Genomic DNA, 22949 nt, shown 5'->3' on the forward strand with positions numbered 1-22949 from the left:
CGTTGTGGGTCTCTTTCGACACTGCCGAATGCAGTGAAGCAATCAATAGATTTCCGATCGCGTCGATATCTCACTGCACACCGGAATAGGATTCCACATTCATCCTTTTCTCCCACTCAATCAACCGCTGCGTAAGTGATTTCACAATTCCAGGGTGAGATTGGGCGACATCATTTTCTTCGCTCTCGTCTTGGGGAATATTGTAGAGACTGACATTGCCGCTTCGATACGCCAACAGTTTCCAATCGCCTTCGCGAACCGATGCGTATAAATCTTCATAAGCACGGTATCCAAACAACGGCTCGCCACGATTGAGCTTCGTGTTTTGGCGAATGGTTTCGACAAGTGAGACACCATCGAGATCTTCATATCGCGACGGATCCCCGCCCGCGATCTCGACCAACGTCGGAAACAAATCCGTCGACTGGACAAGACTGAAATTCTGAGTCGGTTTCGCAACGCCCGGCCAGTAAACCATCATCGGCACACGTGCTCCGCCTTCGCAAAGTGTGTCAACTCGTTTGCTGCCCCGAAGTGGCAGATTCTGATACCAACTTCCCTGATCAGACAAAAAGATAACGATGGTGTCATCCTCGATCCCTTTTCGCGCCAACGCATCACGCAAACGTCCAACCGATTCGTCAACCGCTTTGACCTGCGCCGCGTACACCGCATCCTCCTTCCCATACCCCTTCGCGGAGAAATGCTCAACGAGGTCGCGTCGAGGGACCGGTGGACGATGCACGTTGTAGTACCACATGGACAACATAAACGGCTGGTCACGCTCATACTGCTCAACGAATTTCACGGCGCCGTCGGTGAGCGTATCAGTGAGATACCGGTCCTTCACATCGGCCAAAACATCCGAGTTTTTAAAAAACGGCGGGTAATAGGATTTCGGATGCCCCGCGTTGCTCGTCCCAAACTGTTCGTCGAAACCTTGTCGAATAGGATGAAACGGTTCGTGTCCGAGATGCCATTTGCCAAAGAATTGGTTGTGATAACCGAGATTCTTCAATGCCTCGGCATAGGTCGTGTGTTCCAAGGGCAGCCAATTGCGACACGGAAACTGTGCCGGGTCGGTAGCCCACAAATGGAACTCTTCATCGGTTCGGCCGGACGGATCGAACCCGTATTTGGTCTCGTTGGGAATATGACGAACAATCTGCAATCGCGCCGGATGTTTTCCCGTTAATAACGTCGCACGACTGGGACTGCACGTCGGACTGGCGATATAGGCTCTTTGAAAATCAACACTCTCGGCTGCGAGGCGATCGATGTTGGGCGTCTCAAATTTCGAGTTCCGATAACCCAGATCGTTCCAGCCGAGATCATCGACAAACAACAACAAGATGTTCGGCCTCCGTGAGTTCGCGCCGACATCATTGACGTTCGCTTCGGGTTGTTTGGCGTTCCCACCTCCCAACCCATCGTTCTTGCTGATGCTAACGTTGGTGGTGTCGGAGGACACATTCACCTTCAACTCGTGATCAAAACCGATCACCTTGTTGTCGCGGATCGTCACGTCATCGCAATACTCCAGCACGATCGCTTCGCCAACATCAACGGTTGGATAATCGGTACTGAATTCGATCTTGTTGCCCGAAATCTCCAGCCCTTGGACGGACTTGGCACTCGCAATCAAACCGTTGAAGCTTTTGAGCGTATTGCCGGTGAAACTGATATTGCGGTGATAACGCGCCTCACCCCAATGCTGATCCGACGTAAACAATGGTGAAGCGACGAGCGGATAGCGAGCGGTCGCCTCGTACCCGATGTTATCAAAAACATTGTTGCGGATCGTGACATCTTCCACGGCACCGGATTCGTACCACTTATTGTTGTCCCCTTCAATCAAAATTCCATGCATTTGCGACGAGAAGTAATTGTTCTCAATCAGCACCTTGCCCTTCGTCGTCACCAACACGCTTCGCGCGCGGTTCTCGCGGATCGTGTTATTCCGCATGATCAGATCGGGATACCACGTTAGGTTTTCAACCGACAACGGTCCCTCCGGCATGGACTCAGGTACCTCCGCGACCGTCATCACGAACCGATGCTCGTTAAGCACCTTCACGTCTTCCACCGTTGTCTCCGCGAAGGGCAAAATCGTCGTTCGCGACAGCAATGCGATCTTGTCTCCTGGCTCAGCAAACGTCAGCCCCCATTGCTGAAAGTGACTGATCTCGCAAAGAAACTCGCGATCACCCAAGTATTCAGCGACTTTGACGTACGCACCGTGAACGTTGATGCCGTCGTCAAGCATGTGCTCAAACAAACAATCCTCGAGCTGGATCGTTCCTTTGCAACCGATGAAGTGAGTCGCGTCCGCACGCGTCGATACGATCCGATCCTCGGTCGACGTGACGACCAAATGATCCAACGTGACGTTGTCGGTGCGTTCCACAATCAGCCCCATGCCTCCCGCATCGTGAATCGTCACGTTCTCGAGTCGAACGTCCGCTGAATTGGTGACGTGAATCGCTTGGCACAAACGGCTCGTCGGATGAACCCCGTAAGCAACTAACACGCTGCCCACGGGCGGTGCTCGCTTGACCGCATTTTCAATCCGAAACCGATTTTGGCCTGTCGCGGTGACTTTCGCCCTATTCGAATTCACTGAGTACTGATTGGTTTCAAAAATCGGTGAACGGGTTGCTGGATCAAACACCATATTCGCCCCGATCGGATCGTCCTGCCCATAACGTTGAAACAGAAGTTCTCCGCCTGAAATCGTGTACGGGTATTTTTTAGGATCAGTCTCAACCTCAAAGCTCTTGTTGGATTCGTCTCGGTCGACCACCGTCATCTCGGCATGAAAAGACCGCACCCAATCGATCGTGAAATTTTTCAGGGCAACGCCTCGGGTCCGTTCGATCGTTACGGGCACCAATCGACCATGAAACATGAACGTCGAACCTCCACCATCGATCGTAATGTCTTCACAATCAAAGATAGGAAAGCCGATCCGCTTCAGCCCGTTATCGTGGTTTGCCACCGCCCGATACATCTCGATCGCGTTTTCCGGATAAAAGTCGTATTGACCTTGAGGAAACACCAACGTGACCCCCGCTTCATCCTTAACCGATTCGAGCAACTGATTGACCGCATAGGTCACATCCTTGCCGGGCACGATGCCATGATCGGCCACATTGATCGTTTTTGCTTCCAAAGGTGCGACCAACAACATACAAGCACACAACACGAGGTGCGTTGTCGTTGACGTGTTCGTTCTAATGAATTCCATCGATGTGGGGCCTTTCTTTTCTGGAACGGGTTGGGATGGAGGAAATGATTAACAAGGGACGGCGACCGTGATTGTCGCGGTGACATCAATCAGCCGGCGTTGCTAGAAGCCCAGCTGTTTCTTGTCGAGGTTCTTGTTCCCGGTTGCCTTTTCGGGAGCGACGTCATCAATGATCCCCCGAAGCTCTTCAAGCTTCGCTGGATATTGATCGGCAACATTGTGTCGTTCCGCGGGATCCTCGGAGAGATGAAACAGAAGACCGGGTTCGTCGATTTTGGTTTCCTTCCACTCTCCCACACCACCGCGTTCAGTGATACTTCCTGGTGGAATGTACTTCCAATCTCCCTTACGGACCGCGATCTGAGTCAACGCCTCTTGGATAACGTATTCGCGGCCGATGTCCGATCGGCCGAGCAACGCGGGCAAGATGTCCTGGCCGTCCGCGCCCGCGTTGTCGGGCATCGGTTTTTCGATCAACGCCGCGATCGATGCAAACAAGTCGACTTGGCTGACGATGGCATCGGAAACATGAGGTGTCACTTTACCCGGCCATGAAACGATCAGAGGCATCCGCGTCCCGCCTTCCCAACGGCTGTATTTGCCGCCGCGAAAGGGTCCCGCCGCCTGGTGATCACCTTGCCGTGTAAGAGCGCCGTCCCAGTACCCATCAAACAAGACGGGACCGTTGTCCGACGAGATCACAATCAAGGTGTTTTCGTAAACGCCGGCTTTCTTTAATTCATCGACCAATCGACCGATGCACCAATCAAAAACCGCCAACGCGTCACCGCGTGGCCCCAAACTCGACGATCCCTGGAAACGCGGATGAATGACGCGAGGAACGTGGTTTTCGTTTGGTGCGTAGTACATAAAGAACGGCTCGTCTTTATGCTCGGCGATAAATTCGATCGCCTTGTTCAGATACGTGTCGGCCATGTCTTCATCTTTAAAACGTGCCGCGTGGCCTCCCGTCATGTATCCGATGCGACTGACGCCGTTGACGATTGTGCAGGAGTGTTGCTCGTCTGCTTGCACTTTCAACAATTGCGGATGCGACACACCCGTGGGCTCATCGCCAACCATCGATTCATAGTTCACTTCGATCGGATCCGATTGATCGAGCCCCACGACACGGCCGTTCTCGATGTAAACCGAAGGGACACGGTCGGCCGTCGCCGCCATGTTAAACGAGTATTCAAATCCAACCTCCTTCGGCCCCGGTGCGATCACCCCGTTCCAATCCAATGGACTGTCTGCCGAACCAAGCCCCAGGTGCCATTTACCAACCAGAGCGGTTGTGTAGCCGTTGTCACGCAAAAAGGTTGCGATCGTGGGTCGTTCGGTTGAGATGATCAGTGGCGCGTTGCCGGGCAAGATAAGCGCCGATTGATTGCGAAACGCGTATTCCCCAGTCAGCAACGAGTATCGCGATGGAGTGCAGGTCGCGGCAGTGCAGTATGCTGATGTGAACCGGATCCCACTGGCCGCGAGGGCATCAATATTCGCCGTGTCTACCCCAACACCACCATAGCAACCAAAGTCGCCATACCCGATATCATCGCCATAGATCACGATAATGTTCGGCGATTCGGCACCGGCCTTCATCGGCACCAACCCCACGGCGATCAACAGTGGCACGGCCACGAACAAGAAAATACTGGCAGATCTAATCATGACTTACAAAAGCAAAAGAGTTGTAAAAGTTCGTCAGTCAACGACTAACGAAAATCGAGTGAAAGAGTTAGAAATCAAAAGCCCTGGTTGTCTTTGGCGACAAGCGTTTTCTCGGTGATCGCATCGACTTCGAAACGAGGTGTGTGTTCACCTTCGTACGTGTTGTTGATAACACTCACGTTGCGACAATTCGCAAAGTCGAACGCGGCCGCCGTCGGATGCAGCGACTCCGCATCACCGCTCTGGCGAATCGTATTGCCGGAAATCACCAATCCGTCGACGCGATCTGCCCAAACGATCCGATTGTCGAACGTTTCGACCGTGTTGTTCTCGAACCGGATGTTTCGGTCATACCGCACGTCCTGGTCGAACGTTTCCCCCAACCGCGGTGTGATCGTGAGCACCGCATGCTCCATTGCACTGTACGCACAATACTGAAATCGATTATTGCGAATGAGCACATCGTTCACGGCGCCCGATTCAAACCAAAAGTACGTTTCGCCACGAAAGAAAATGGAAGACATCATCGACGAAAACTCATTGTTCTCAACAACGGTTTTGAGAGGAGTCTTCAGAACAATATTCCTGGCCCGGTGATTCCGAATGGTACATCCACGTATCGTAAATTTCGGGTTCCACGTTTTGTTCTCGAGAACATCACCAGGAACAAGGTCACGAGGCAGCGGTTTTGCGAACTTCAATTGCACGAACTGTCCATTGATCGGCGTAACCGCAGCAACCTCGTTTACCGATGCACGCCCCGGATCAGGTTGATGCACGAACCAGATCTCATCACCGACGCCCGCAAATTCAAATCCTGACTGCTCGAAATGCATCAGCTTGACTCGAACGGCATGCGTGTCGATCACTTCATCGACGCTCACGTAGGTGCCGTGCACGTTCGTACCGTCGTCGAGCATATTCTCGAAGCGACAGTTCTCCACAAGAATGTCGCCTCGGCAATTACAAAAATGGGTCGCATCAGCGGTGGATGAAATGACGCGATTGGTTCCTTTGCGAAGGTGGACACCACACCCGGTGAGTGTCGCGGTATCGGACCGCTCCATCAGAAATCCCATTCCGAGCGCATGATGGATAATCACGTTTTCGAAATGGATATCCTTCGACGACTTTACGTGAATTGCCGGTGCATAACGGTCATGCTCGCGATCTCCCTTCGAGCTCAACAACGTTCCGATCGCGGGATATTGCCGGAGTTTTTCATGAAAACGCAGCACACCTCCGGCACGTTTTTCAACTAACCGAGGTCGGCTTTCCAAATCGAGCGCACCATGAGCGACGCGTCGTTCTTTCGCATCGAACGCCAACGTGCTTCCCAAATACGGATAGCTGAATCCATCTACATCCGGAAAACGCAATTGACCGTCGTGCAGTTGCCATGAAAACCCATCCGTCATCGGCCGAATGTCTCGCCACTGCTCGGTAGGATTACATGCAACCACTTCACCCAGAAATGTGAATGGGATATCCCAATCGATCGTGATGTCGCGTGCCCTCACGCGTCCACAGTTTTCGAACAGAAACGGCATCATTTGGCCGTGAAAGATCAGTTCACTGCCGTTCCCCTCGATTTCGATCGAACCCAAATCGCGAAACGGAAACGCGATACGTTTCCTCCCGTTTCCGTGGTTCGTAATCGCGCAGTCCTTTTCAAACGCATAGTCGGGACGAAAGTAGTACGTTCCCTTCTCCAACACAATCTTTACATTGTCGCTGTCGGCGACTTCGATCGCCTTGCGAATCACCGGAGTCATGTCAGTATCGGCGGCCGATAGGTAGATCACCTCTTCGGCATTCAAACCTTGCAGAACGCAGGAATGACAGCACAGGATTAACAGCATGAAAAAGGTGGTTTTCACTCGTTTGTCTTCTCAAATATCGTTAGGGTTTCGATAACCCGATTTTCAGTGGATCGGCATCCGAACGCAGGCCGGCATCGGCATCTCGCGGGATTATTTCAAGGTGGCCTTTAACAAGCGAACTTCACACGGTTGGAGGTTGACGATTCCACTGACTCGGTTTTGGTCAATGGCATCGATCATGACTCCCGACTTGCCTTTGTTCGGACGCAACTTCACGACTCGCGGATCTTTGCTAACGTTGTTCATCGCGACTGAGATCATTCCCTTCGCAGGATCCACGGACTGAGTTAAGAAGACTCCATATGCCTTCGCACCGTTTTCGTCCGTGATCTTGAAATCGAGTGGTCTCTCGACCTGTGACGGCATCAACAACTGCTCCAACTCTTCCGCCAATTCAAGCACGGGTTTTGTCGAGATCGCGGCGGTTGGAGAGATCGAGGAGTCATCATCGCGTTGAAATCCGAGTTCGTTTTTCACAAAACTCTTCTCTTGCTCGACGAATACGCTTCGCCCCCCTGCCTGGCAAAACCGGACGACCTTCGCGAGCGTCTCGTCCGCAATGAATGGCGTCGGTGGTACGACGAGAGTTTGCGACGCCTCGTTCAATTGCTCCAATCCCGACGGGGTCACAAAGCCGATTCGCATGTTCGTTAACTTCAAGGCCTCGTAGATGTCCGCAACCTGTGGCATGTAATCAGGATCTTGAATCGCGGAGTCCTCGCAATAGAAAATCACGACATCGCGTTGGGAAGGAACCGAGGCAATCACGTCTTCGGCGTGGGCGTTAAGTTCCTTCATCACTCGTCCGTACGCATCGACGGCGATCGGTTGCGTTGCCAATTCGCCAATGTGATCTGCCTTGTCATTGAGCCCGCCATCGAGTCCTCGACCCCAGAGCCAAGGATTGATCATGCTCATCCCATGAGTAAACGCCAGCCACATTGCCGATCGCACGTAAGGTCGATTCATGTGGTAGTGCCGCCAACTGACCGTACCGAAACCATGCCATTCAGAATCATAAAACGGACGATCTGGACACAATGACTTGGTAAAGTCCAACACCATCGATTGATCGACCCACAGGTACGCGTATCGTGATGCCCATCCGGTTTCGGTATCACGCCCGTCTTCATTCTTGCCGTAGAAGGTTGTCCCCTGCGGAACGACACGCAAGTCGGATCCGGGAATCTCTTGAAGCTTGGTGAGGTATTCAATGTCCATGCCGCCGTCACGCTCCGAACTGCCCAAGGTGTGTCCGAGCGTTTTGATCGAAACGGGTGACCGTTGCGGATCATGCCGTTGCGTCGTCGTCTTCAAAAAGGTGAACCAATCGTTCACTCGGTCCATGTTGAATCGGCACCAGTCGTACCAAATCGCTGTTCCTCGCAAAGCGGGATCGATCGGCATGTCGACATTCACATCCGCAAAACTCACGTACACGGTGCCGTGGGACTGATTGACCGCAACGATAGACACGTACTTCGCCGCCATCCACTCGCGAAACTTCTGCATGGTCAAATCGGAGACGCCGTTTTTCGCCAGCCAACCGCCTTTTTGAGTCGCAAAGTGGGGCTCGTTGGCGAGCAAATGCACTTGCGGCTGATCGCCTGCCGCGGTGGTGATCTTTGGCAAGACGCCCGCGCAGAGTTGATCCATCCAATTGCGAATCAGTGGGTTGTCAATGTCGTATTTCGTAAAGTTCCTGGCACCTTGCTGAACTTCAGGATATTTCTCCACCATCCATTTCGCAGGCGCGTGCCCGATCAAGTGAACCAGGGGCGCGGCGTTGTTGGCGACGTCGTCTTGGGTTCGTTCAACCAAGCCTTTCGCCGTCCACGGAGCAACCGTTCCATCTTCTCGAAGATGAGTCAACTGATAGTAGGCTCCACCGATGTGACCGAATGCCTGCATGTATTCGGGCGTCCCCGGCAACCACACCAATGAATGCGGAAACACAGGCTTGCCGTCGAGTCGATACGCTCCAGCGTCCAAGGTCATCTTCCCGCTCGAAAAATCCGGAGGCGTTGATAACGTGACCGAACCGTCGAGCTGCCGCGTCAGTTCGGCGATGGCGTTGTCAGCCACATCGAGACACGACCGCAGTTCGTTCCAAGGCAGATTATCGGCTTCTTTCGGATCCGTCTTCTTGAACCACCAAACCTTCTGAAAGATCTTGCGAACGTCTTCGACATGGTCCTTGTCATGCTGCGCCGCAATCAGATAGGTCGCGATGACATGCTTGGACACCAACGCGTAGTCCGTGCAAACTCCCTCTCGCTCCGCGTTTTGGATCAGAGCATCGAGTGCGTCGGCACGTTCTTGAACCTGCAACTTAAGTTCATGCCAAGCGGTATCATCTTGGGCGATTACTGAAACTGCAGGCAATGCCAAAACAAGGAGGAGTCCGCAAACGGGCGCTGCGATATTCATGAAAACGTTTGGTACTCTCAAGTTCGATCGTTTACGTTCGTCCGAGCAACCACGCGGCGTTCTCGCGGACAAGCGACACGACCTGCTCTTTACTTCTGTCGCTCAACCACGACGCATGGTGACTTCATAACACGCTCGCTTCTTTCGATGTTGCCGGGCCAACCATCTTACTTGAATCGAGACAGCGGAACTTGTCCGAATTGCACCTTGGCAGTCTGCCGCGACGAAATAGCAAACGATCAGAAGTGATGAACCAAAACGCAAACCATATAGACTTGGCCATAATTTCGAATACTGTCACCCGCACGTTGGCATTAGCCCTTAACCAGCACGCCAACTGTATAGAGCACTAACGGAATCGCCTCGTAACATCGCAACATTGCCACACACTGTGCTCGAACACGCAAGTTTATCGACGAGGGCATTTATGTTTGGCGTGCCAGCATGTTGCAGGACAAGAACCGCCGCGGCGCATCTTCTCGTTTCAACACCGAACGCGACCGGGAACCGCAAAGGTCTTGCGAAGCTCCGTCACCTCAATCGGCACCAACCCGCAATCGAGGCGACGTTGCAAGCGTGCTGTCTTGCGAGGCTGATGAAAACAACGATCGCGAACAACTTCGCCGTTTGCTCCGAGGCCCCCGGCGAGCCGGCGCGACTAATTCTCAACCACGGCATTGGGTGGCAGCGGAACATCATTGGCGCCCCGCCACTGCACCAATTCGGCGAGCAACCGCTCCGCCGTCTCAGGTTGGGTCGCGGTTAAGTTGTGTTCTTCCTTCGGATCCCGGCTGAGATCATAGAGTTCCAGTTTCCCGGTGGCTAAAAACTGAATCAGCTTGTACGAACCTTTGCGGATGACCGAGCAAGTCCCGTGTTTGTACTGGCTCGCCAAATGCCAAAACAGCGGCCGATTTTCCAACGTCGCATCATCGGCTTTAAAAAGCGGCGTGATCGATTGACCGTCGAGCACTCCGTCATAGTCGATACCCGCCAAATCCATGAACGTCGGAAAGAAATCCAACCCCATGATCGGCACTTCCGTTCGCCGTGGATTGATCTTCCCGGGCCAATTGATGAACGTGGGAACGCGGATTCCACCTTCGTAAATATGCCCTTTGGATGCGCGTAAGAGATTGTTGCTGCGTCCGTTCTGACCGTTGTCGGACGTAAAGATGATCAACGTATTTTCGCGAAGGTCGTTCTCGACGAGAAACTGTTCGATGCGACCGATGTTATCGTCGAGCGACTCGATCATCGTTGCGTACTCGGCCTCCAGCACCTTCTGTTTTCCCGTGTTCGTTCCTTGTCCGGTGACAGGATCACCCGGTTTGTTCAGATACTTTTCTAGCAAACTCTGGCTACGGGCTCGCAATGGCCGGTGAACCGTGTAGTAGTGCAGGTTGATGAAGAACGGACCTTCCTTGTGAACGCCCATGCACTCGATCGCTTCGTCGGTGAGTCGATCGGTCAACCATTCGTCGTCCGGTTTCTGTTCCAAGAACGGATTGCTGAACGGTGCGAAATACCCTCCGGTTTCGCTGTCGTATCCGCCCACCTCGAGTGCCGGATCGCCTCGATAGGTGCCCGCGACGTTCTTCAAGTAACCACGGCCTTCGGGATAGTACTTTCGACACGCCTCGGACTTGTGATATTCGACCCAACTGAAGTCAGAGGGACTGGGCTGCCCCAGCTTCTTTTTCAGTGGATAATTCGCCGCCATCTCAGCTTGGGGATAGGGCCCGACGAGGTGCCATTTGCCAATGTGGATCGATCGGTATCCGGCGTCGGCGAGCGGTTGGCTGTACATCGTGTGCTCCTCGCCCACGGTCCAACGCGAAAAGATGTTTTCACGGTTCGAACCTTTTTCGAGCACAGGCACGGTGTACACCCCCGTGCGAAACGACTGTTTGCCTGTCGCCAACGCCGCCCGCGATGGCGAGCAGGTCGGATACATGTAGGCGTAATCGAACACTAGCCCCTGTTTTGCAAGTCGATCGATATGAGGTGTTTCGTAGAACTGGGATCCGTTGAATCCGACATCCGCATACCCCAGATCATCCACCAGAACAAACACAACATTGGGTGGCGTGTCCGCGGCCTCAACCGGTGCCGAAGGCACGACAACCGCGAGGCAGACCAAGAAAAAAAAGACGTCGACAACAACACGGGCGGGGTAGGAAATCATTGCGTAAGTTCATGCGTTTCAAAGGCCGGGATGCGGGCCTCAGGATTATAACTCCTCGCCCGCGGGAGAGCAGCGGAATCGCCCGCGCGGTGGGGTGATCCCACTTTCACCAATTTCCTTTGCCGCATTTTAGGCGAAGCTGAGCAGGGCAATGGATTGGCGGACCGTGGCGCAAATTCTACATTTCGGGGTATTTCATCCCCTCATCGAATTTTGCCAAAAAACTCTGTCCGTCAAAACGGAAAAATACCATTAGAAATAATTGGAGCTTGTAAGGTCGACTCCGCCACCCGGTAAACCACTTGGATGACCTTGCTTTATGTCCCCTGTCAATCAAACCTCATGAACGAAGACAATCTCGCCCCCTCCAGTGACCTACCGCTCATCATCGCATTCGTTTTGGTCGCAACACTAGCGATCGTCGCCGTCGCCTTGTCCGCGCCGCTGGGACACCCAAGCAAGGCGCAGGTATCCCAGACGGTCAGCGGTAGCGTCTAAGACAACCGCCACCGTTCGAAATGCTGCAAGAGTTCCCGGACAGTTGCCTATAAAACGACGCGTTCTCCCATGTTTGAGAGGCTGCATAACGACAGCCGCGTCTATCGGTCTTGGCACGTCGTCAGAAACAATTCGGCAGAATTTCATGAGCCATTGGGGCGTTAGCTTGGGCTGCTAAATCCTGGGCTGCTGAATCACCGCGAAGTCATGGAACGCCAAGACCACGCAAGTATCGCTTCCATTCTTAATCGCGATAGCGACGGCAGGCGAAAGCCCCGAACGCGAGTCCGGGTTCGACGCCGCCTCCACGCAACCCAAGTCGCGAAGCGATGACAGATGCCGGTGCGGTTGCCGGTGATTCATTCGTGCGCAAACGCGTGTTTTGTGTCGACGCATTGCGACTCAGCAATCGTCTTGGCATGGGTGTGCTGACCAGCCGGCAATCAGACGCCGTAGCCGATCGCTGAGTCACCAAGTGAATCGGGCTCACGGAGCTTGAGGCGGGGCAATCGCCCCGTTGCGATCAATAGATTTGCCAACTGTATCCGCGTCGAATCATTGCGGACACACGACGGAAGATACCCCCGGCAGGATTCGAACCTGCGACCTGCTCGTTAGGAATGAGCTGCTCTATCCAGCTGAGCTACGAGGGCGAGCGAGCGAAGGAGTTTAACCGATCTACAGAGCCAGTGGAACTCGCCTCCTGAAGAGAAGTCGTGTATAACTCGCGGCCATATCCCACCCCCTCTCCCCACCACCCCACTCGACTTAATGATCCGTTCTGCAATCACCGTCAGTCTCGTCGAAGAAGCCCGCGGCGGTCCATTTGTTTATTGGGACGGACTCGAAAATGCTTTCGAGAACGCACGGTCACTCGGATACGATGCGATCGAAGTATTCGCCCCCGGTCCCGATGCAGTGCCACAATCTGAATTGCAGAATCTCGTCAAAAATAGCGGCCTCAAAGTCGCCGCCGTCGGTACCGGAGCAGGGATGGTCAAACACGGCTTGAGCTTGACCGATCCAGATCCTTCCAAGCGGAAGTCCGCCCAAGAGTTTGTTCGCTCGATGATCGACTTCGGCGGCCCCTTCGGTGCCCCCGCGATCATCGGTTCGATGCAAGGACGGTTTGGTGGCGAAATCAATCACGACCAGGCATTGGATCTGCTCGCAGAATCCCTCGAAGCCCTCGCCCCTCACGCTTCAACTTACAACGTTCCGCTGATTTACGAACCGCTCAACCGGTATGAGACCAACCTGATCAAAACGATTGCCGAAGGGGTCGCGTTTCTCGATCGTCTTTCGACCAAGAACGTCAAACTGTTGGCCGATTTATTCCACATGAACATCGAAGAGGCCAATGTGGCCGATGCACTCCGGCAGGGTGCCGACGCGATCGGCCATATTCACTTCGTCGATTCGAACCGCCGAGCGGCCGGATTGGGGCATACCGATTTCGAACCGATCGCGGCGGCATTGCGTGACATCAAGTACGATGGTTACTTGTGCGCCGAAGCATTCCCGTTGCCGGATTCCAAAACCGCGGCTGAAAAAACGATCGAAGCGTTTAATCGCTTGTTCCGTTAGAAACCGCGAATGGTTTCGGAACCCTATTTACTGAGTCGAACTTGTCTCCTCCCACCTCGCCTTCTGATAACGAATCCGCTCTGGAGTATGTATGCCGGTATGGCAGCATGCGACATCTGGGCGTGATGACGGCGAAACAAGCCTTCCGCTACGGCGACGAAGTTGTGATTCACAGCGATCGGGGTACGGAGATCGCCACCGTCCTCTGCGAAGCGACTCCCGCGGCGGTGGGTGGATTGTCGGATCCGACCCACGGCCGGATCCTTCGCCGCCTGGATTCGACCGATCGGGGCGATTGGTCGCAGATGTCGGAAATGACGCGTCGTGACCTCGCCGCCTGCCAACCGCACGTCGATAAATTGGGGTTGCCGATGCAGTTAATCGACGTCGAGCGGTTGCTCGGCGGCGAACGTGTGATCGTGTATTTCGTCTCCGAAGGCCGGATCGACTTCCGTGCCCTGGTCAAATTGCTCGGCCGCGAATTTCAAACTCGCATCGAAATGCGGCAAATCGGAATCCGCGACGAAGCAAAATTGCTGGCCGATTTCGGCGACTGCGGCCAAGAAGTTTGCTGCAGCCGTTTTTTGTCCAAGATGCCTCCTGTGTCCATGAAAATGGCCAAACTACAGCGGGCATCGCTCGATCCGAGCAAAATCTCGGGCCGCTGCGGACGGCTGAAATGCTGCTTGCGCTACGAATTTGACACCTATGAGTCGCTCGCCTCGGAATTACCGCCGATTGGCAGCAAGGTGCTCACCCGCGACGGCAATTGCCGGGTCGCTGCCCAAGATATCCTGGCGGGCCAGCTGATCGTCACGACCGAGGACAAAAGGCGGATCATGATCCCAGCGAGTGACGTCATTGAGATTCTCAAAGCGGGAGACGGGCCCCCGCACCGCAAGAAGAAAAGATACTAAACGCAATTTTCCCAAAGAAAAACTTCCCATTTTCGGGAGCCGGAATCGGAAACCAGCCGGTGCCGTAAACCGAATTGCGGAGTACAATTCATACACCCGGCCTGTGGTTTGCTCACCGACCGAGGAATATTTCAGAACAAATTAATTTTCGCTAATTCCCAAAAACGCACGCCCATGACCTCGCCACTCAAAGCCATGCGGGATCTCCTTCGTGACGACCCACGTTACAAACTCGAGGCGTACCAGTTCATTCGCGAATCGCTGCAGTACGCTCATGAAAATCTCGATCAGATCGGACCGCTAGGTTATTGCGAGGGCGACGAGCCCGATGTCGATGCTCCCCGCCACCTGACCGGTCAACAACTCTGCGAAGCGTGTCGACTCTATGCGATCGATCAATATGGTTACCTCGCCAAAATGGTGTTAGGACGTTGGGGACTTCAATCAACGGGCGATTTCGGCGAGTTGGTGTACAACCTGATTCGAATCGAACAAATGCGAAAGAGCGAGACCGATCGCCGTGAAGATTTCGATGACGTCTATTCGTTCGATCAAGCGTTCCAACCGCAATTCGAACTGGTCACTGATGAGGCCGAATAGTCGCCTCGCAAACCATCGCTGTTTCGTTGTCGCTATCTTGGCAACGCTCCTGCTCACCCCGCCGCCCACGTGCTTATGCGCCGATGACGGGACTGCTAGAAACGCAGTCGCCTCGGAATCCGCAGAGGGCACACCTGATTCTGGGCCCGACACGACCACCCCATCCTACCCGCGTCCCAAAGAAAAGGCGCGGAAGACCTACATGGGTCGCATCGTCGCTCAACCGATGTCGCACCTCGGTGCCTCATGGTTGGTCCGCCCAGAACGAAACGATGAAGAGAGCGCCGTCGAAGCATTCGGTCAACTCGGCATCCGCCCGGGCATGACCGTCGTCGACCTGGGATGCGGCAATGGATTCTGGACGCTGCCGATGGCAAAAGCCTGTGCTCGCAAGACACTCCCCGGCGAAAACCAAGGTGACGCGAACGACGTTGACGATTGGGATGGGCAAGTGATCGCGGTCGACATCCAACGCGAAATGCTCGCGAAGCTGCGTCAAAACATGGCTCGTGCCCGCGTCGACAACATCCGTCCGATCCTCGGCAAAGTCGATGATCCCCGCTTACCTGCCGGTGAAGTCGACTTGGTTTTGCTCGTTGATGTGTATCACGAGTTTTCGCACCCGGAATCGATGCTGTGGGAGATCCGCGAGAGCCTGAAACCGAATGGCGTGATCGCCTTATTGGAATACCGCGCCGAAGACCCCGACGTGCCGATCAAACCGCTGCACAAGATGTCCAAACATCAGATCATGAAAGAGTACGCGGCGTCCAACCTCAAACTCGTCCGCGAGTACAACGCGTTGCCATGGCAACATCTGATGTTCTTCGCCCGCGACGACAGCCCGCTGCCGGCGATCGAACCTCAGCCCTTCTGAATGGCGATCGGTGTCGAGATCGATCGCTTTCAGAGTACCTTTTGATTTGCCCGAAAGCTGATCCGCTTCTCCAACTCCCGGCAGTCGAAACTACCTGCGCAGTTGGTGCCGGTAGTACGTTTCCAGACACAACGTTGCCATCGCGGTCGTGTAAACCGTTCCTCCGTAACCGCCCCATAACGTCGAGTCGGGCCAACTGCCGCTGGGCAGCTGGGTGGCGAGCAAGCGTTGCTTCATCGTATCGTTCCACGTTTCCCAGGCGTCGTCCTGGAGTTGATGGAGGGCGAGCGTTGCGTAGTACCAGTAGTACAAATTGTCCGGCCCTGCGGTGCGTCCAGGCAGAGCAGACAACAACACCGCTTCGGCCTCACGGATCGTATCCGGTGGAACCTTCTCTCCGATCAACAGACGCGTCGCGAGTGCTTCTGCTGTCATCGTCGGTGTGGCACGTTCCCCGGGACGATAGCTCGCCAAACCGCCTGCCCGTCCACTGCGAACACTCGCCAAAAATCGAGCGACGCCGTCCTGCATACGTTGATCGTTTTCGAGTTCGTGACGGCTACGAAACACACCCGCCCGCCGCGCACCGTCGAGCAGCATCGCTTGCCAACCGAGCTGGCTGAGGTCGCCGGCATCACCGCGTGTGTAACGCCAACCGCCGGTCACGGGATGCTGCGTCGATCGCGAGTAAGCCACCGCCCGGCGGGTTGCCTCGATCGCCGCAGGGTCGCCCGTCATTGCGGACGCTTCGGCAAGCGCGAGCGACGCCATCGCATGACAGTAGTGGGCCGCATAGATCGACGCGTCTCCGGCCAGTGATCCGTCGCTGCGTTGGCGGCCCAGTAAATACACAAGCCCACGGTAAACGTTGTCGCGGTACTCACCGGATTGATGAGTGTTTCCGGCACCGAGCAACGACAACAACGCCAACCCGGTCAATCCCGTCTCTGCACGTTTACCGGCTGAACCTCGTTGCAACCCGAGCGGTGCTCGTTCTCGTCCGGCGCCGCTGGCGAGCGGATCCCAGGCTCCATCAGGCCGTTGCTGCTCAGCGAGAAACTTCAGCGCCGCTGCCACGCAAGCTTCCGTATTAGCATCGCCGCCGGTTGCGTTAAGCGCCTCGTATTTGGCGGCACCTTGTCGGGCGGCAAAGTCTTCATCGACCTGTCCCGGGACGTGCGTCTTGGGAGCCGCGGCGTTTGGCGAATCGTCGGCTCGTTCCGCGTGCGAAGGAGCTCTCGTCTCCGCCGACGCGGCGACGGTCTCTCGCGGCGGTGCGGTCGCGGGGGGAACCGCCGAATCGGTCGAAGCGACTTGTTCGGGCGCCGGATCCGGTTGCACTTCCGGGACCGCGAGTGTTTCGTCGAGCCAATCGCCGAGCAGATCCTCGACATCGCTCGGAGACGTCTTTGGCGATGCTTTCGATGTCGACGCCAGCGACGCAGGCACCTTCTTCGGGAACGCTTCTACCAATGCATCTGCCGCGGGCTCCGGCGGTGACGCGTCATCGCTTGCCGCAGTCGTCGGCGCCGTCGTCGGAACCTGCAACTCCGCAATCGGTTGCCCAAGTGAAAGTGGCGTGATTAAAGTGGCCGTATCATCCGATTCCGATTCATCGCCCCGGGAAAGTTGATCGCTGAGCGAATCGGCATCCGAAAAATCTTCTTCGACGAAACTCGGATCAAACACGGCGACCGAAACCGGTGACTCCCCTGCCGCATCCCCCGTTTCTGCGACGCGGCCGCCGCCTGAAAAGAACAGCGACAGTCGCGGGACCCAGACGAGAATCGCAACGTGCAGTCCGATCGATACGATCAGACAGATGATCGCTGCACCACGGCCGCTGCTTTTGCGACGACGGAACAACATCACCGTCGCTACCAACAATCCAACAGCGAGCAGAGCAACCAACCGAACCGCAGTCGGGTTGTGCCAAAAGTGATCCGCTGATGGAAGAGTCGAAGGAATCAGAGCAGAAGACCGTGAGATGAGGATGGGTGGTCAGCTATCCGGTCGTGCGATAGCCCTCACCGCTTCTGGGTCGCGACTCCGATTTGATCCACTCCGGAAGCACGCACCCTTTGAAGAACTTCGGCGACTTGGCCATACGGAATATTGTCGTCAGCACGAACGGCAACCTTGAGCGCCGGATAGCTTTGGTGTTGCGACCGGAGCAACCCGGTGAGCTGTTCGGGGGAGACTTCCGCCCCGTCGAGCCTCAAAACTCCGGCAGATGTGAACTCAACAATCCGTTCATCGGGCAACCTCGCCATCGAACGCATCTCCGCCACACCAGGCACGTTGACCTGCAGGTGATCTTCGCCGTTGTCGAATTTGCTACCCACCATGAAAAAGATCACGAGCAAAAACACCACGTCGATCATCGGCGTGAGATTAATGGTCGCGGTTTCAGGTGGCGAACGACGGATCATCGAAGACAGAGTTCAGAGGAGGGTATGGCAAGTAAATCGGGTTTAAGCGGCCCGGCGTTTCCGAGGAGTCTTCGCCGCACCCGCGTTCTCAAGCCCTTCGGCGGAAATGCAGTCGATCACGCGTTGGCAGAGCTTGTCGATTTCACCGAGATACCGATCTGATTTCGCGCTGAAGTACATGTATGCCAAATAGGCCGGAATCGCGACGCTGAGCCCACCCGCCGTTGTCATCAATGCGGTACTGATCCCTGCGGCGAGCTGCTCACTTTGACCGCCTCCGCCTTGCGGACTCAGATTCTCAAACGACTGGATCATGCCCAAGACCGTACCGAGCAATCCGATCAATGGTGTCACGTTGCTGATCGCATGAAAGACTCGTAGGAAACGGCGCAGCGAATCACCCACTCGATCGCCCGCATCGATCACGGCCTGCTCGATTTCCATCATCGGACGTCCCCATCTGCGAACCGCAGCATGGAACACTTCGGCGACCGGACAATCAAACTCGTCGCAGATCGACGTCGCTTCTTCGTAACTCAACTGACCATCTTCCACGCATTCGGTGAAGCGACGGACGAACGGTTTGGGAATCACTCGCGACCGCCGCAATGCGATCATCCGCTCGAGCGACAATCCGATCACGATTAAAGAGCAAACTCCGAGGGGAATCATCAGCCAACCACCCTCAGTGATCTTTCGGATCATCGCGGGCATTTCCCATGGAGCCGACTCCGCCTCGGGTTCAGCCTCTGCTTCGGTCGGCGCCGCAGGAATCGAAAACTGATTTGCTGTGCCGTTCTGAGGCGCCGCCGCCGCGATGCGTGCCGCAGGAGCGGATTGGGCACCGAATCCACCTGGATTGGAATACGTGTTCGGTTGAGACGAACCGCTATACCCGCCTTGGTTGTATCCGTTACCGGGGTTGTAGTTGAACTGCGGCGTCTGAGCCGACGCGATTGAAAACATGGACGCGGCCACGATTAACGACCAACAAATTGCCCTCAAGGGCAGCGATGCGGCACACCACCGCGCAGCAAAATCGGGACGTTTCTTCGGCATCGTCGGTGAGTCGGACAACCTGCCCGAACCGCCCGCGCGACATCGTTGGAGTGTGGAGAATTTTGTGGGGATCATCGTCGTATCGTGCTAGGAGCAGAAGAACCGCCTGACGTCATGGCTGCGAGTCGTCGGCGTGCGCCACCGGCGTGAGGCGAATCACCAAACCGACTGACTAGCGTTGAATAACACACGGTGGCCTCACGTGTCCTCCCCAATTGTTCAAAGGACTTCCCCGCCTGCACGAGTGCCGCGGCAGTCCATTGGTCGCTGCTGCCGATCGCTTCGACCTGCCGATAGGCCGCGATCGCATCGACAAACTTTTCTTGCATGAAGAAAGTTTCACCGATCAACCATTGAGCCCGGCCGCGTACGTCGGTATCGGCCCGCGACGATCTCACGACTCGCTCAAGCAACCCACGGGCCCGGTCAAAGTTCAATTGCCGAACCTCTAACGACGCGGCGAGCAAGTTCGTCAGCGCGACTTCCGGCGACGAATTGCCGTTTCCACCGGTGGCGGTTCCTTGTTGCATTGCAGCCGATTGGGCCGCCACAATGCGGGTGCTAGCCTGAGTGACCGAACCAACCGCCACGGCAGTTTCAGCCAGCCGCAACAGGGTGGGAAAATCATCGGCGCCGTGACCGTCGACGATGCGTTCCCATAATTTAAGGGATTGTTTCGTTTTGCCCGTTTGCAACAACGCTTCGGCAAACAGTCGCTCCACATGCAACGATCGTCCACGTCGGTACGCTTCATCCTCGGCGGACGAATCACTCGTTGACGCGTAAAGCCCGGGTTCTTCCTCCGCCGCCATCGCAAGCATCGACCAAAGCCCCGTGCGACCGGCCCATCGACATGCCGCTTCGCGAACGGGTCCGGTGATCAACATGCCGGATTGATTTTGCATTTTCGCGATGACCGAATTCGGCTGGGCCGTGCTCTCATCGCGTGCCGACAACCAACGCATCGCGATCCTCTGCGCCGCGGCGTCGTGACCGTTTTGGTGCAGTTCCTCGAGTGCCGAGGTGGCCGCATCTCCGACTTGATCACACAACGACAAAGCCACCGCGTACCCGATTTCCGCTTCAGGCGATCCCGCAACCGCCGCCGCGATCAACGCGGCTTTGACCACATCAAGATTCGCCCGCAGTCGTCGCGATGCAAGAACGTAGTCATAATGTTCAACGAGATACTGCCGTATCGGTTCACCCAGCGGTGCCGGCTCTCCGTCATCACCGCGAACAGCACAGGCGAGCTGAACGACTTCGCACATCGCTTCCGTTCGCGGATGTTTTTGCATGATTTCATCCCGAGTCGAATCCGCCGCGTCGTGTTCACCCAACCGCGTCTGACAACTCAGTTTTAATAGCAATGCCGACGACGCATCGTCGTGGTCGGGATGACGCTGAAGAAACTCATCAACGGCAATCAGTGATTGTCGGATGTGATCGGCATTACCGCTCTCGCTGGCCGCCATCACCAAAGTCCACGCATAACCCAATCGTGCCGTCGCCATCGATGGACTGGGATGCTCGGCTTCCGATTTCTCGAATAGCTCAATGGCGAGTTGATAGGCATGGCCCGCGGTCAGTTTGTCGGCCCCGTTCAAAGCCCCTGATGCGACCGCAAGCAGAGCGTCTCCGACACGTTGCCCCGCATAGGGGTTCGTGGACGCTTTCGCCGCGAGCCGGAGCCAACGAAGGGCCTCAGCGTCGCGACCGACAACGGTCAAACCGCTGGCAGCGGCGTGCCAGATCGCAACGGCTTTTTCCGCTGGCAGCTCCGCCGGGGAGTCGGCCGAAAGTTTCCCGCAAATGGCTGCGGCTGTGTGATATACGTCCGCGGCGTCTTCGTTGCGACCTTCGCTCGAACACTTGCGGGCCGTTTGAATGATTGCCGCCAGCGTCCGCGAGGACACAGCACTCGATACCTCGATCTGCGAAACCGCATCGACGGCGGCATCGATATCGCCGTCATCGAGCATTCGCATCAATTCAGTTGCGACCGACGAATTGTCCGCGCCGTCGGCATCAACTTGGCACGGGAACCCCAACGCAAACGTGGCAATGAGAATCCCCAGCAATCCGCGAAAACGGACAGCAGCAGCAAGGGGCCAATACGACAAGTGGTCCGTTCGCGCCATCGTGGTTACTCGCGGAAGGAAAGTTTCATGATCGGCCGTAAGGCCGTGAATGGATTCGGATCGGCCCGGCTCGTAGAGCCGAGCATGAGAAGCGAATATCAACGTGAAACGTGTTATTGAGTTTGCCGAACAAAAAGGAACTTCGGTTCTTACCGCCAAACAAACCGAGGCTCACGCCGTCGGTTTGTCAGGGAGGTGCAACGATTCAATAAAAGCGTCCGTCAACTAGGCTGCTGCTTTTGCGGCCACAGCGTAGAACGAACCGATCACTTCGATCACGCGACACTGTTCCGCTTCGGTCAACGAGGGGAAGATCGGCAGGTTGAGCACTTCGAGACTGGCTTTTTCAGTCTCAGCCAATCCGTTATGACGGAAATCCATGCCCTCGAAGCATTGCTGTTGGTGCATCGGAATCGGATAGTAAATTTCCGATCCGACCTTCCGTTCGGCGAGATAACTGCGGAGTTCGTCGCGGCGTCCGTTTTCGACTCGGATCGCATATTGGTTCCAAACGTGGAACGCATTCGAATCACGAACGGGCAATGTGATTTCGCCGTTGTCGACCAATCCACTCTCGGTCAACAACCGATCATAACGGTCGGCGATGGTTGAGCGATTTTCGATCGCATCACCGAGGTGGCGTAGTTTCACCCGCAGAACGGCGGCCTGGAACGTATCCAGCCGGCTATTGATGCCGACGACTTGATGGTAGTAACGCGGACGCATGCCATGTCCGGCAAACAACCGCAAGCGATCCGCAAACGCGGCATCGCAGCTGGTCATCATGCCACCATCTCCCATGCCGCCGAGATTTTTCGTCGGATAGAAGCTGAAACAACCAACCGTTCCCCAGCTACCTGCCGGACGCGAGTTGTAAGCCGCACCAATTGCTTGGGCAGCGTCTTCGACCACCGGGATGTCATGCCCGCTGGCGATTTGGCAAATGCGATCGATCTCGGCACATTGACCGAATAGATGAACCGGGATGATCGCTTTGGTTTGATCCGTAATCAGCGATTCAATGGATTCGGGATCGATGTTAAACGTACCGGGACAGATGTCTGCAAAAACCGGAGTCGCACCGAGCCGGGTGATGCAGCTGACTGATGCAAAGAACGTGAACGAAGGCACGATGACTTCGTCGCCAGGGCCGATATTGAGTGCCATCAGAGCGAGCAACAACGCGTCGCTTCCCGATGCACAACCGACCACGTTTGGAACTTGGCAGTAACCGGCGAGCTCTGTTTCGAGCTCAGTGACGTCGGGCCCAAAAAGGAACCGTCCACTGTCGAGCACCTCGGTTAGGGCCTCGATAAATTCTTCGCGATGAGGAGCGTTATCGCGATTGACGTCGAGTAGCGGTACACCGCTGGGAGCTTGGTCTTGATGGGCCATTGGAGTTATCATCCGTGAATA

17 protein-coding genes and 1 tRNA gene are annotated in these 22949 nt (G+C 55.5%); 7 read left to right on the forward strand and 11 right to left on the reverse strand.

The features are described from left to right. Window positions 1-70: 70 nt before the first annotated feature. The 5 genes from NB063_RS27305 to NB063_RS27325 all read right to left on the reverse strand — a co-directional run bounded on the left by NB063_RS27305 (window position 71) and on the right by NB063_RS27325 (window position 11422). Window positions 71-3247, reverse strand: a complete 3177-nt coding sequence (locus NB063_RS27305; protein WP_250932228.1) for a sulfatase-like hydrolase/transferase — start codon at window positions 3245-3247, stop codon at window positions 71-73. Between the two features lie 102 nt (window positions 3248-3349). After that, window positions 3350-4921 carry a sulfatase family protein gene (locus tag NB063_RS27310; RefSeq protein WP_250932229.1) on the reverse strand — a complete coding sequence of 524 codons (1572 nt, stop codon included), beginning with the start codon at window positions 4919-4921 and terminating at the stop codon, window positions 3350-3352. A 74-nt stretch (window positions 4922-4995) separates the two neighbouring features. Continuing rightward, window positions 4996-6801 (reverse strand): right-handed parallel beta-helix repeat-containing protein, encoded by a 1806-nt coding sequence (locus NB063_RS27315; protein ID WP_250932230.1) that lies wholly within the window; start codon window positions 6799-6801, stop codon window positions 4996-4998. A gap of 93 nt (window positions 6802-6894) precedes the next feature. Further along, on the reverse strand, window positions 6895-9234 hold the full coding sequence (locus tag NB063_RS27320) for a beta-galactosidase (RefSeq protein ID WP_250932231.1): 2340 nt from the start codon (window positions 9232-9234) through the stop codon (window positions 6895-6897). Between the two features lie 658 nt (window positions 9235-9892). After that, window positions 9893-11422 carry a sulfatase gene (locus tag NB063_RS27325; protein ID WP_250932232.1) on the reverse strand — a complete coding sequence of 510 codons (1530 nt, stop codon included), beginning with the start codon at window positions 11420-11422 and terminating at the stop codon, window positions 9893-9895. Window positions 11423-11764: 342 nt separating this feature from the next. On the opposite strand from NB063_RS27325, the gene NB063_RS27330 reads away from it, so the two are divergent. After that, complete coding sequence (locus NB063_RS27330) at window positions 11765-11920, forward strand: hypothetical protein (protein WP_250932233.1); 156 nt, start codon at window positions 11765-11767, stop codon at window positions 11918-11920. Between the two features lie 329 nt (window positions 11921-12249). Beyond that, window positions 12250-12387, forward strand: a complete 138-nt coding sequence (locus NB063_RS27335) for a hypothetical protein (protein WP_250932234.1) — start codon at window positions 12250-12252, stop codon at window positions 12385-12387. A 112-nt stretch (window positions 12388-12499) separates the two neighbouring features. Here NB063_RS27335 and NB063_RS27340 read toward each other — a convergent pair. After that, window positions 12500-12573: transfer RNA gene (locus tag NB063_RS27340), tRNA-Arg, on the reverse strand. Window positions 12574-12691: 118 nt separating this feature from the next. On the opposite strand from NB063_RS27340, the gene NB063_RS27345 reads away from it, so the two are divergent. The 4 genes from NB063_RS27345 (at window position 12692) to NB063_RS27360 (ending at window position 15901) form a co-directional block, all read left to right on the forward strand. Then, window positions 12692-13507, forward strand: coding sequence for a sugar phosphate isomerase/epimerase family protein (locus NB063_RS27345; protein WP_250932235.1), 816 nt, complete (start codon window positions 12692-12694; stop codon window positions 13505-13507). Between the two features lie 41 nt (window positions 13508-13548). Beyond that, window positions 13549-14424 carry a PSP1 domain-containing protein gene (locus NB063_RS27350; protein ID WP_250932236.1) on the forward strand — a complete coding sequence of 292 codons (876 nt, stop codon included), beginning with the start codon at window positions 13549-13551 and terminating at the stop codon, window positions 14422-14424. A 174-nt stretch (window positions 14425-14598) separates the two neighbouring features. Beyond that, the gene (locus NB063_RS27355) at window positions 14599-15024 is read left to right on the forward strand and encodes a Minf_1886 family protein (protein WP_250932237.1); all 426 of its coding nucleotides are present in this window, start codon (window positions 14599-14601) and stop codon (window positions 15022-15024) included. After that, window positions 15011-15901 (forward strand): class I SAM-dependent methyltransferase, encoded by an 891-nt coding sequence (locus NB063_RS27360; protein ID WP_250932238.1) that lies wholly within the window; start codon window positions 15011-15013, stop codon window positions 15899-15901. The genes NB063_RS27355 and NB063_RS27360 overlap by 14 nt, the downstream gene beginning before the upstream one ends. Before the next feature lie 90 nt (window positions 15902-15991). Here NB063_RS27360 and NB063_RS27365 read toward each other — a convergent pair whose 3' ends face one another. The 3 genes from NB063_RS27365 to NB063_RS27375 all read right to left on the reverse strand — a co-directional run bounded on the left by NB063_RS27365 (window position 15992) and on the right by NB063_RS27375 (window position 19299). After that, window positions 15992-17770, reverse strand: a complete 1779-nt coding sequence (locus tag NB063_RS27365; protein WP_250932239.1) for a prenyltransferase/squalene oxidase repeat-containing protein — start codon at window positions 17768-17770, stop codon at window positions 15992-15994. 158 nt (window positions 17771-17928) lie between these two features. Next, window positions 17929-18333, reverse strand: a complete 405-nt coding sequence (locus NB063_RS27370; RefSeq protein ID WP_250932240.1) for an ExbD/TolR family protein — start codon at window positions 18331-18333, stop codon at window positions 17929-17931. 42 nt (window positions 18334-18375) lie between these two features. Beyond that, the gene (locus NB063_RS27375; RefSeq protein ID WP_250932241.1) at window positions 18376-19299 is read right to left on the reverse strand and encodes a MotA/TolQ/ExbB proton channel family protein; all 924 of its coding nucleotides are present in this window, start codon (window positions 19297-19299) and stop codon (window positions 18376-18378) included. On the opposite strand from NB063_RS27375, the gene NB063_RS27380 reads away from it, so the two are divergent. After that, the gene (locus NB063_RS27380; protein WP_250932242.1) at window positions 19298-19483 is read left to right on the forward strand and encodes a hypothetical protein; all 186 of its coding nucleotides are present in this window, start codon (window positions 19298-19300) and stop codon (window positions 19481-19483) included. The genes NB063_RS27375 and NB063_RS27380 overlap by 2 nt on opposite strands. Here NB063_RS27380 and NB063_RS27385 read toward each other — a convergent pair. Then, window positions 19464-21533: a tetratricopeptide repeat protein gene (locus NB063_RS27385; protein ID WP_250932243.1), complete on the reverse strand. Its 2070-nt coding sequence runs from the start codon at window positions 21531-21533 to the stop codon at window positions 19464-19466. The two genes, NB063_RS27380 and NB063_RS27385, sit on opposite strands and share 20 nt — an antisense overlap. 225 nt (window positions 21534-21758) lie before the next feature. Further along, on the reverse strand, window positions 21759-22928 hold the full coding sequence (locus NB063_RS27390; RefSeq protein WP_250932244.1) for a DegT/DnrJ/EryC1/StrS family aminotransferase: 1170 nt from the start codon (window positions 22926-22928) through the stop codon (window positions 21759-21761). Between the last annotated feature and the right edge of the window lie 21 nt (window positions 22929-22949).

The sequence above is a fragment of the Aporhodopirellula aestuarii genome (assembly GCF_023701485.1).
Lineage (GTDB): Bacteria > Planctomycetota > Planctomycetia > Pirellulales > Pirellulaceae > Rhodopirellula > Rhodopirellula aestuarii.

Excerpts from the sequence above, each read along its gene's own strand:
- NB063_RS27305 (WP_250932228.1), bottom strand. The coding sequence starts at position 3,247 with ATGGAATTCATTAGAACGAACACGTCAACGACAACGCACCTCGTGTTG.
- NB063_RS27310 (WP_250932229.1), bottom strand. The coding sequence starts at position 4,921 with ATGATTAGATCTGCCAGTATTTTCTTGTTCGTGGCCGTGCCACTGTTG.
- NB063_RS27320 (WP_250932231.1), bottom strand. The coding sequence starts at position 9,234 with ATGAATATCGCAGCGCCCGTTTGCGGACTCCTCCTTGTTTTGGCATTG.
- NB063_RS27325 (WP_250932232.1), bottom strand. The coding sequence starts at position 11,422 with ATGATTTCCTACCCCGCCCGTGTTGTTGTCGACGTCTTTTTTTTCTTG.
- NB063_RS27330 (WP_250932233.1), top strand. The coding sequence starts at position 11,765 with ATGAACGAAGACAATCTCGCCCCCTCCAGTGACCTACCGCTCATCATC.
- NB063_RS27335 (WP_250932234.1), top strand. The coding sequence starts at position 12,250 with ATGACAGATGCCGGTGCGGTTGCCGGTGATTCATTCGTGCGCAAACGC.
- NB063_RS27345 (WP_250932235.1), top strand. The coding sequence starts at position 12,692 with ATGATCCGTTCTGCAATCACCGTCAGTCTCGTCGAAGAAGCCCGCGGC.
- NB063_RS27355 (WP_250932237.1), top strand. The coding sequence starts at position 14,599 with ATGACCTCGCCACTCAAAGCCATGCGGGATCTCCTTCGTGACGACCCA.
- NB063_RS27360 (WP_250932238.1), top strand. The coding sequence starts at position 15,011 with ATGAGGCCGAATAGTCGCCTCGCAAACCATCGCTGTTTCGTTGTCGCT.
- NB063_RS27365 (WP_250932239.1), bottom strand. The coding sequence starts at position 17,770 with ATGTTGTTCCGTCGTCGCAAAAGCAGCGGCCGTGGTGCAGCGATCATC.
- NB063_RS27370 (WP_250932240.1), bottom strand. The coding sequence starts at position 18,333 with ATGATCCGTCGTTCGCCACCTGAAACCGCGACCATTAATCTCACGCCG.
- NB063_RS27380 (WP_250932242.1), top strand. The coding sequence starts at position 19,298 with ATGGACGCGGCCACGATTAACGACCAACAAATTGCCCTCAAGGGCAGC.
- NB063_RS27375 (WP_250932241.1), bottom strand. The coding sequence starts at position 19,299 with ATGTTTTCAATCGCGTCGGCTCAGACGCCGCAGTTCAACTACAACCCC.
- NB063_RS27385 (WP_250932243.1), bottom strand. The coding sequence starts at position 21,533 with ATGGCGCGAACGGACCACTTGTCGTATTGGCCCCTTGCTGCTGCTGTC.
- NB063_RS27390 (WP_250932244.1), bottom strand. The coding sequence starts at position 22,928 with ATGGCCCATCAAGACCAAGCTCCCAGCGGTGTACCGCTACTCGACGTC.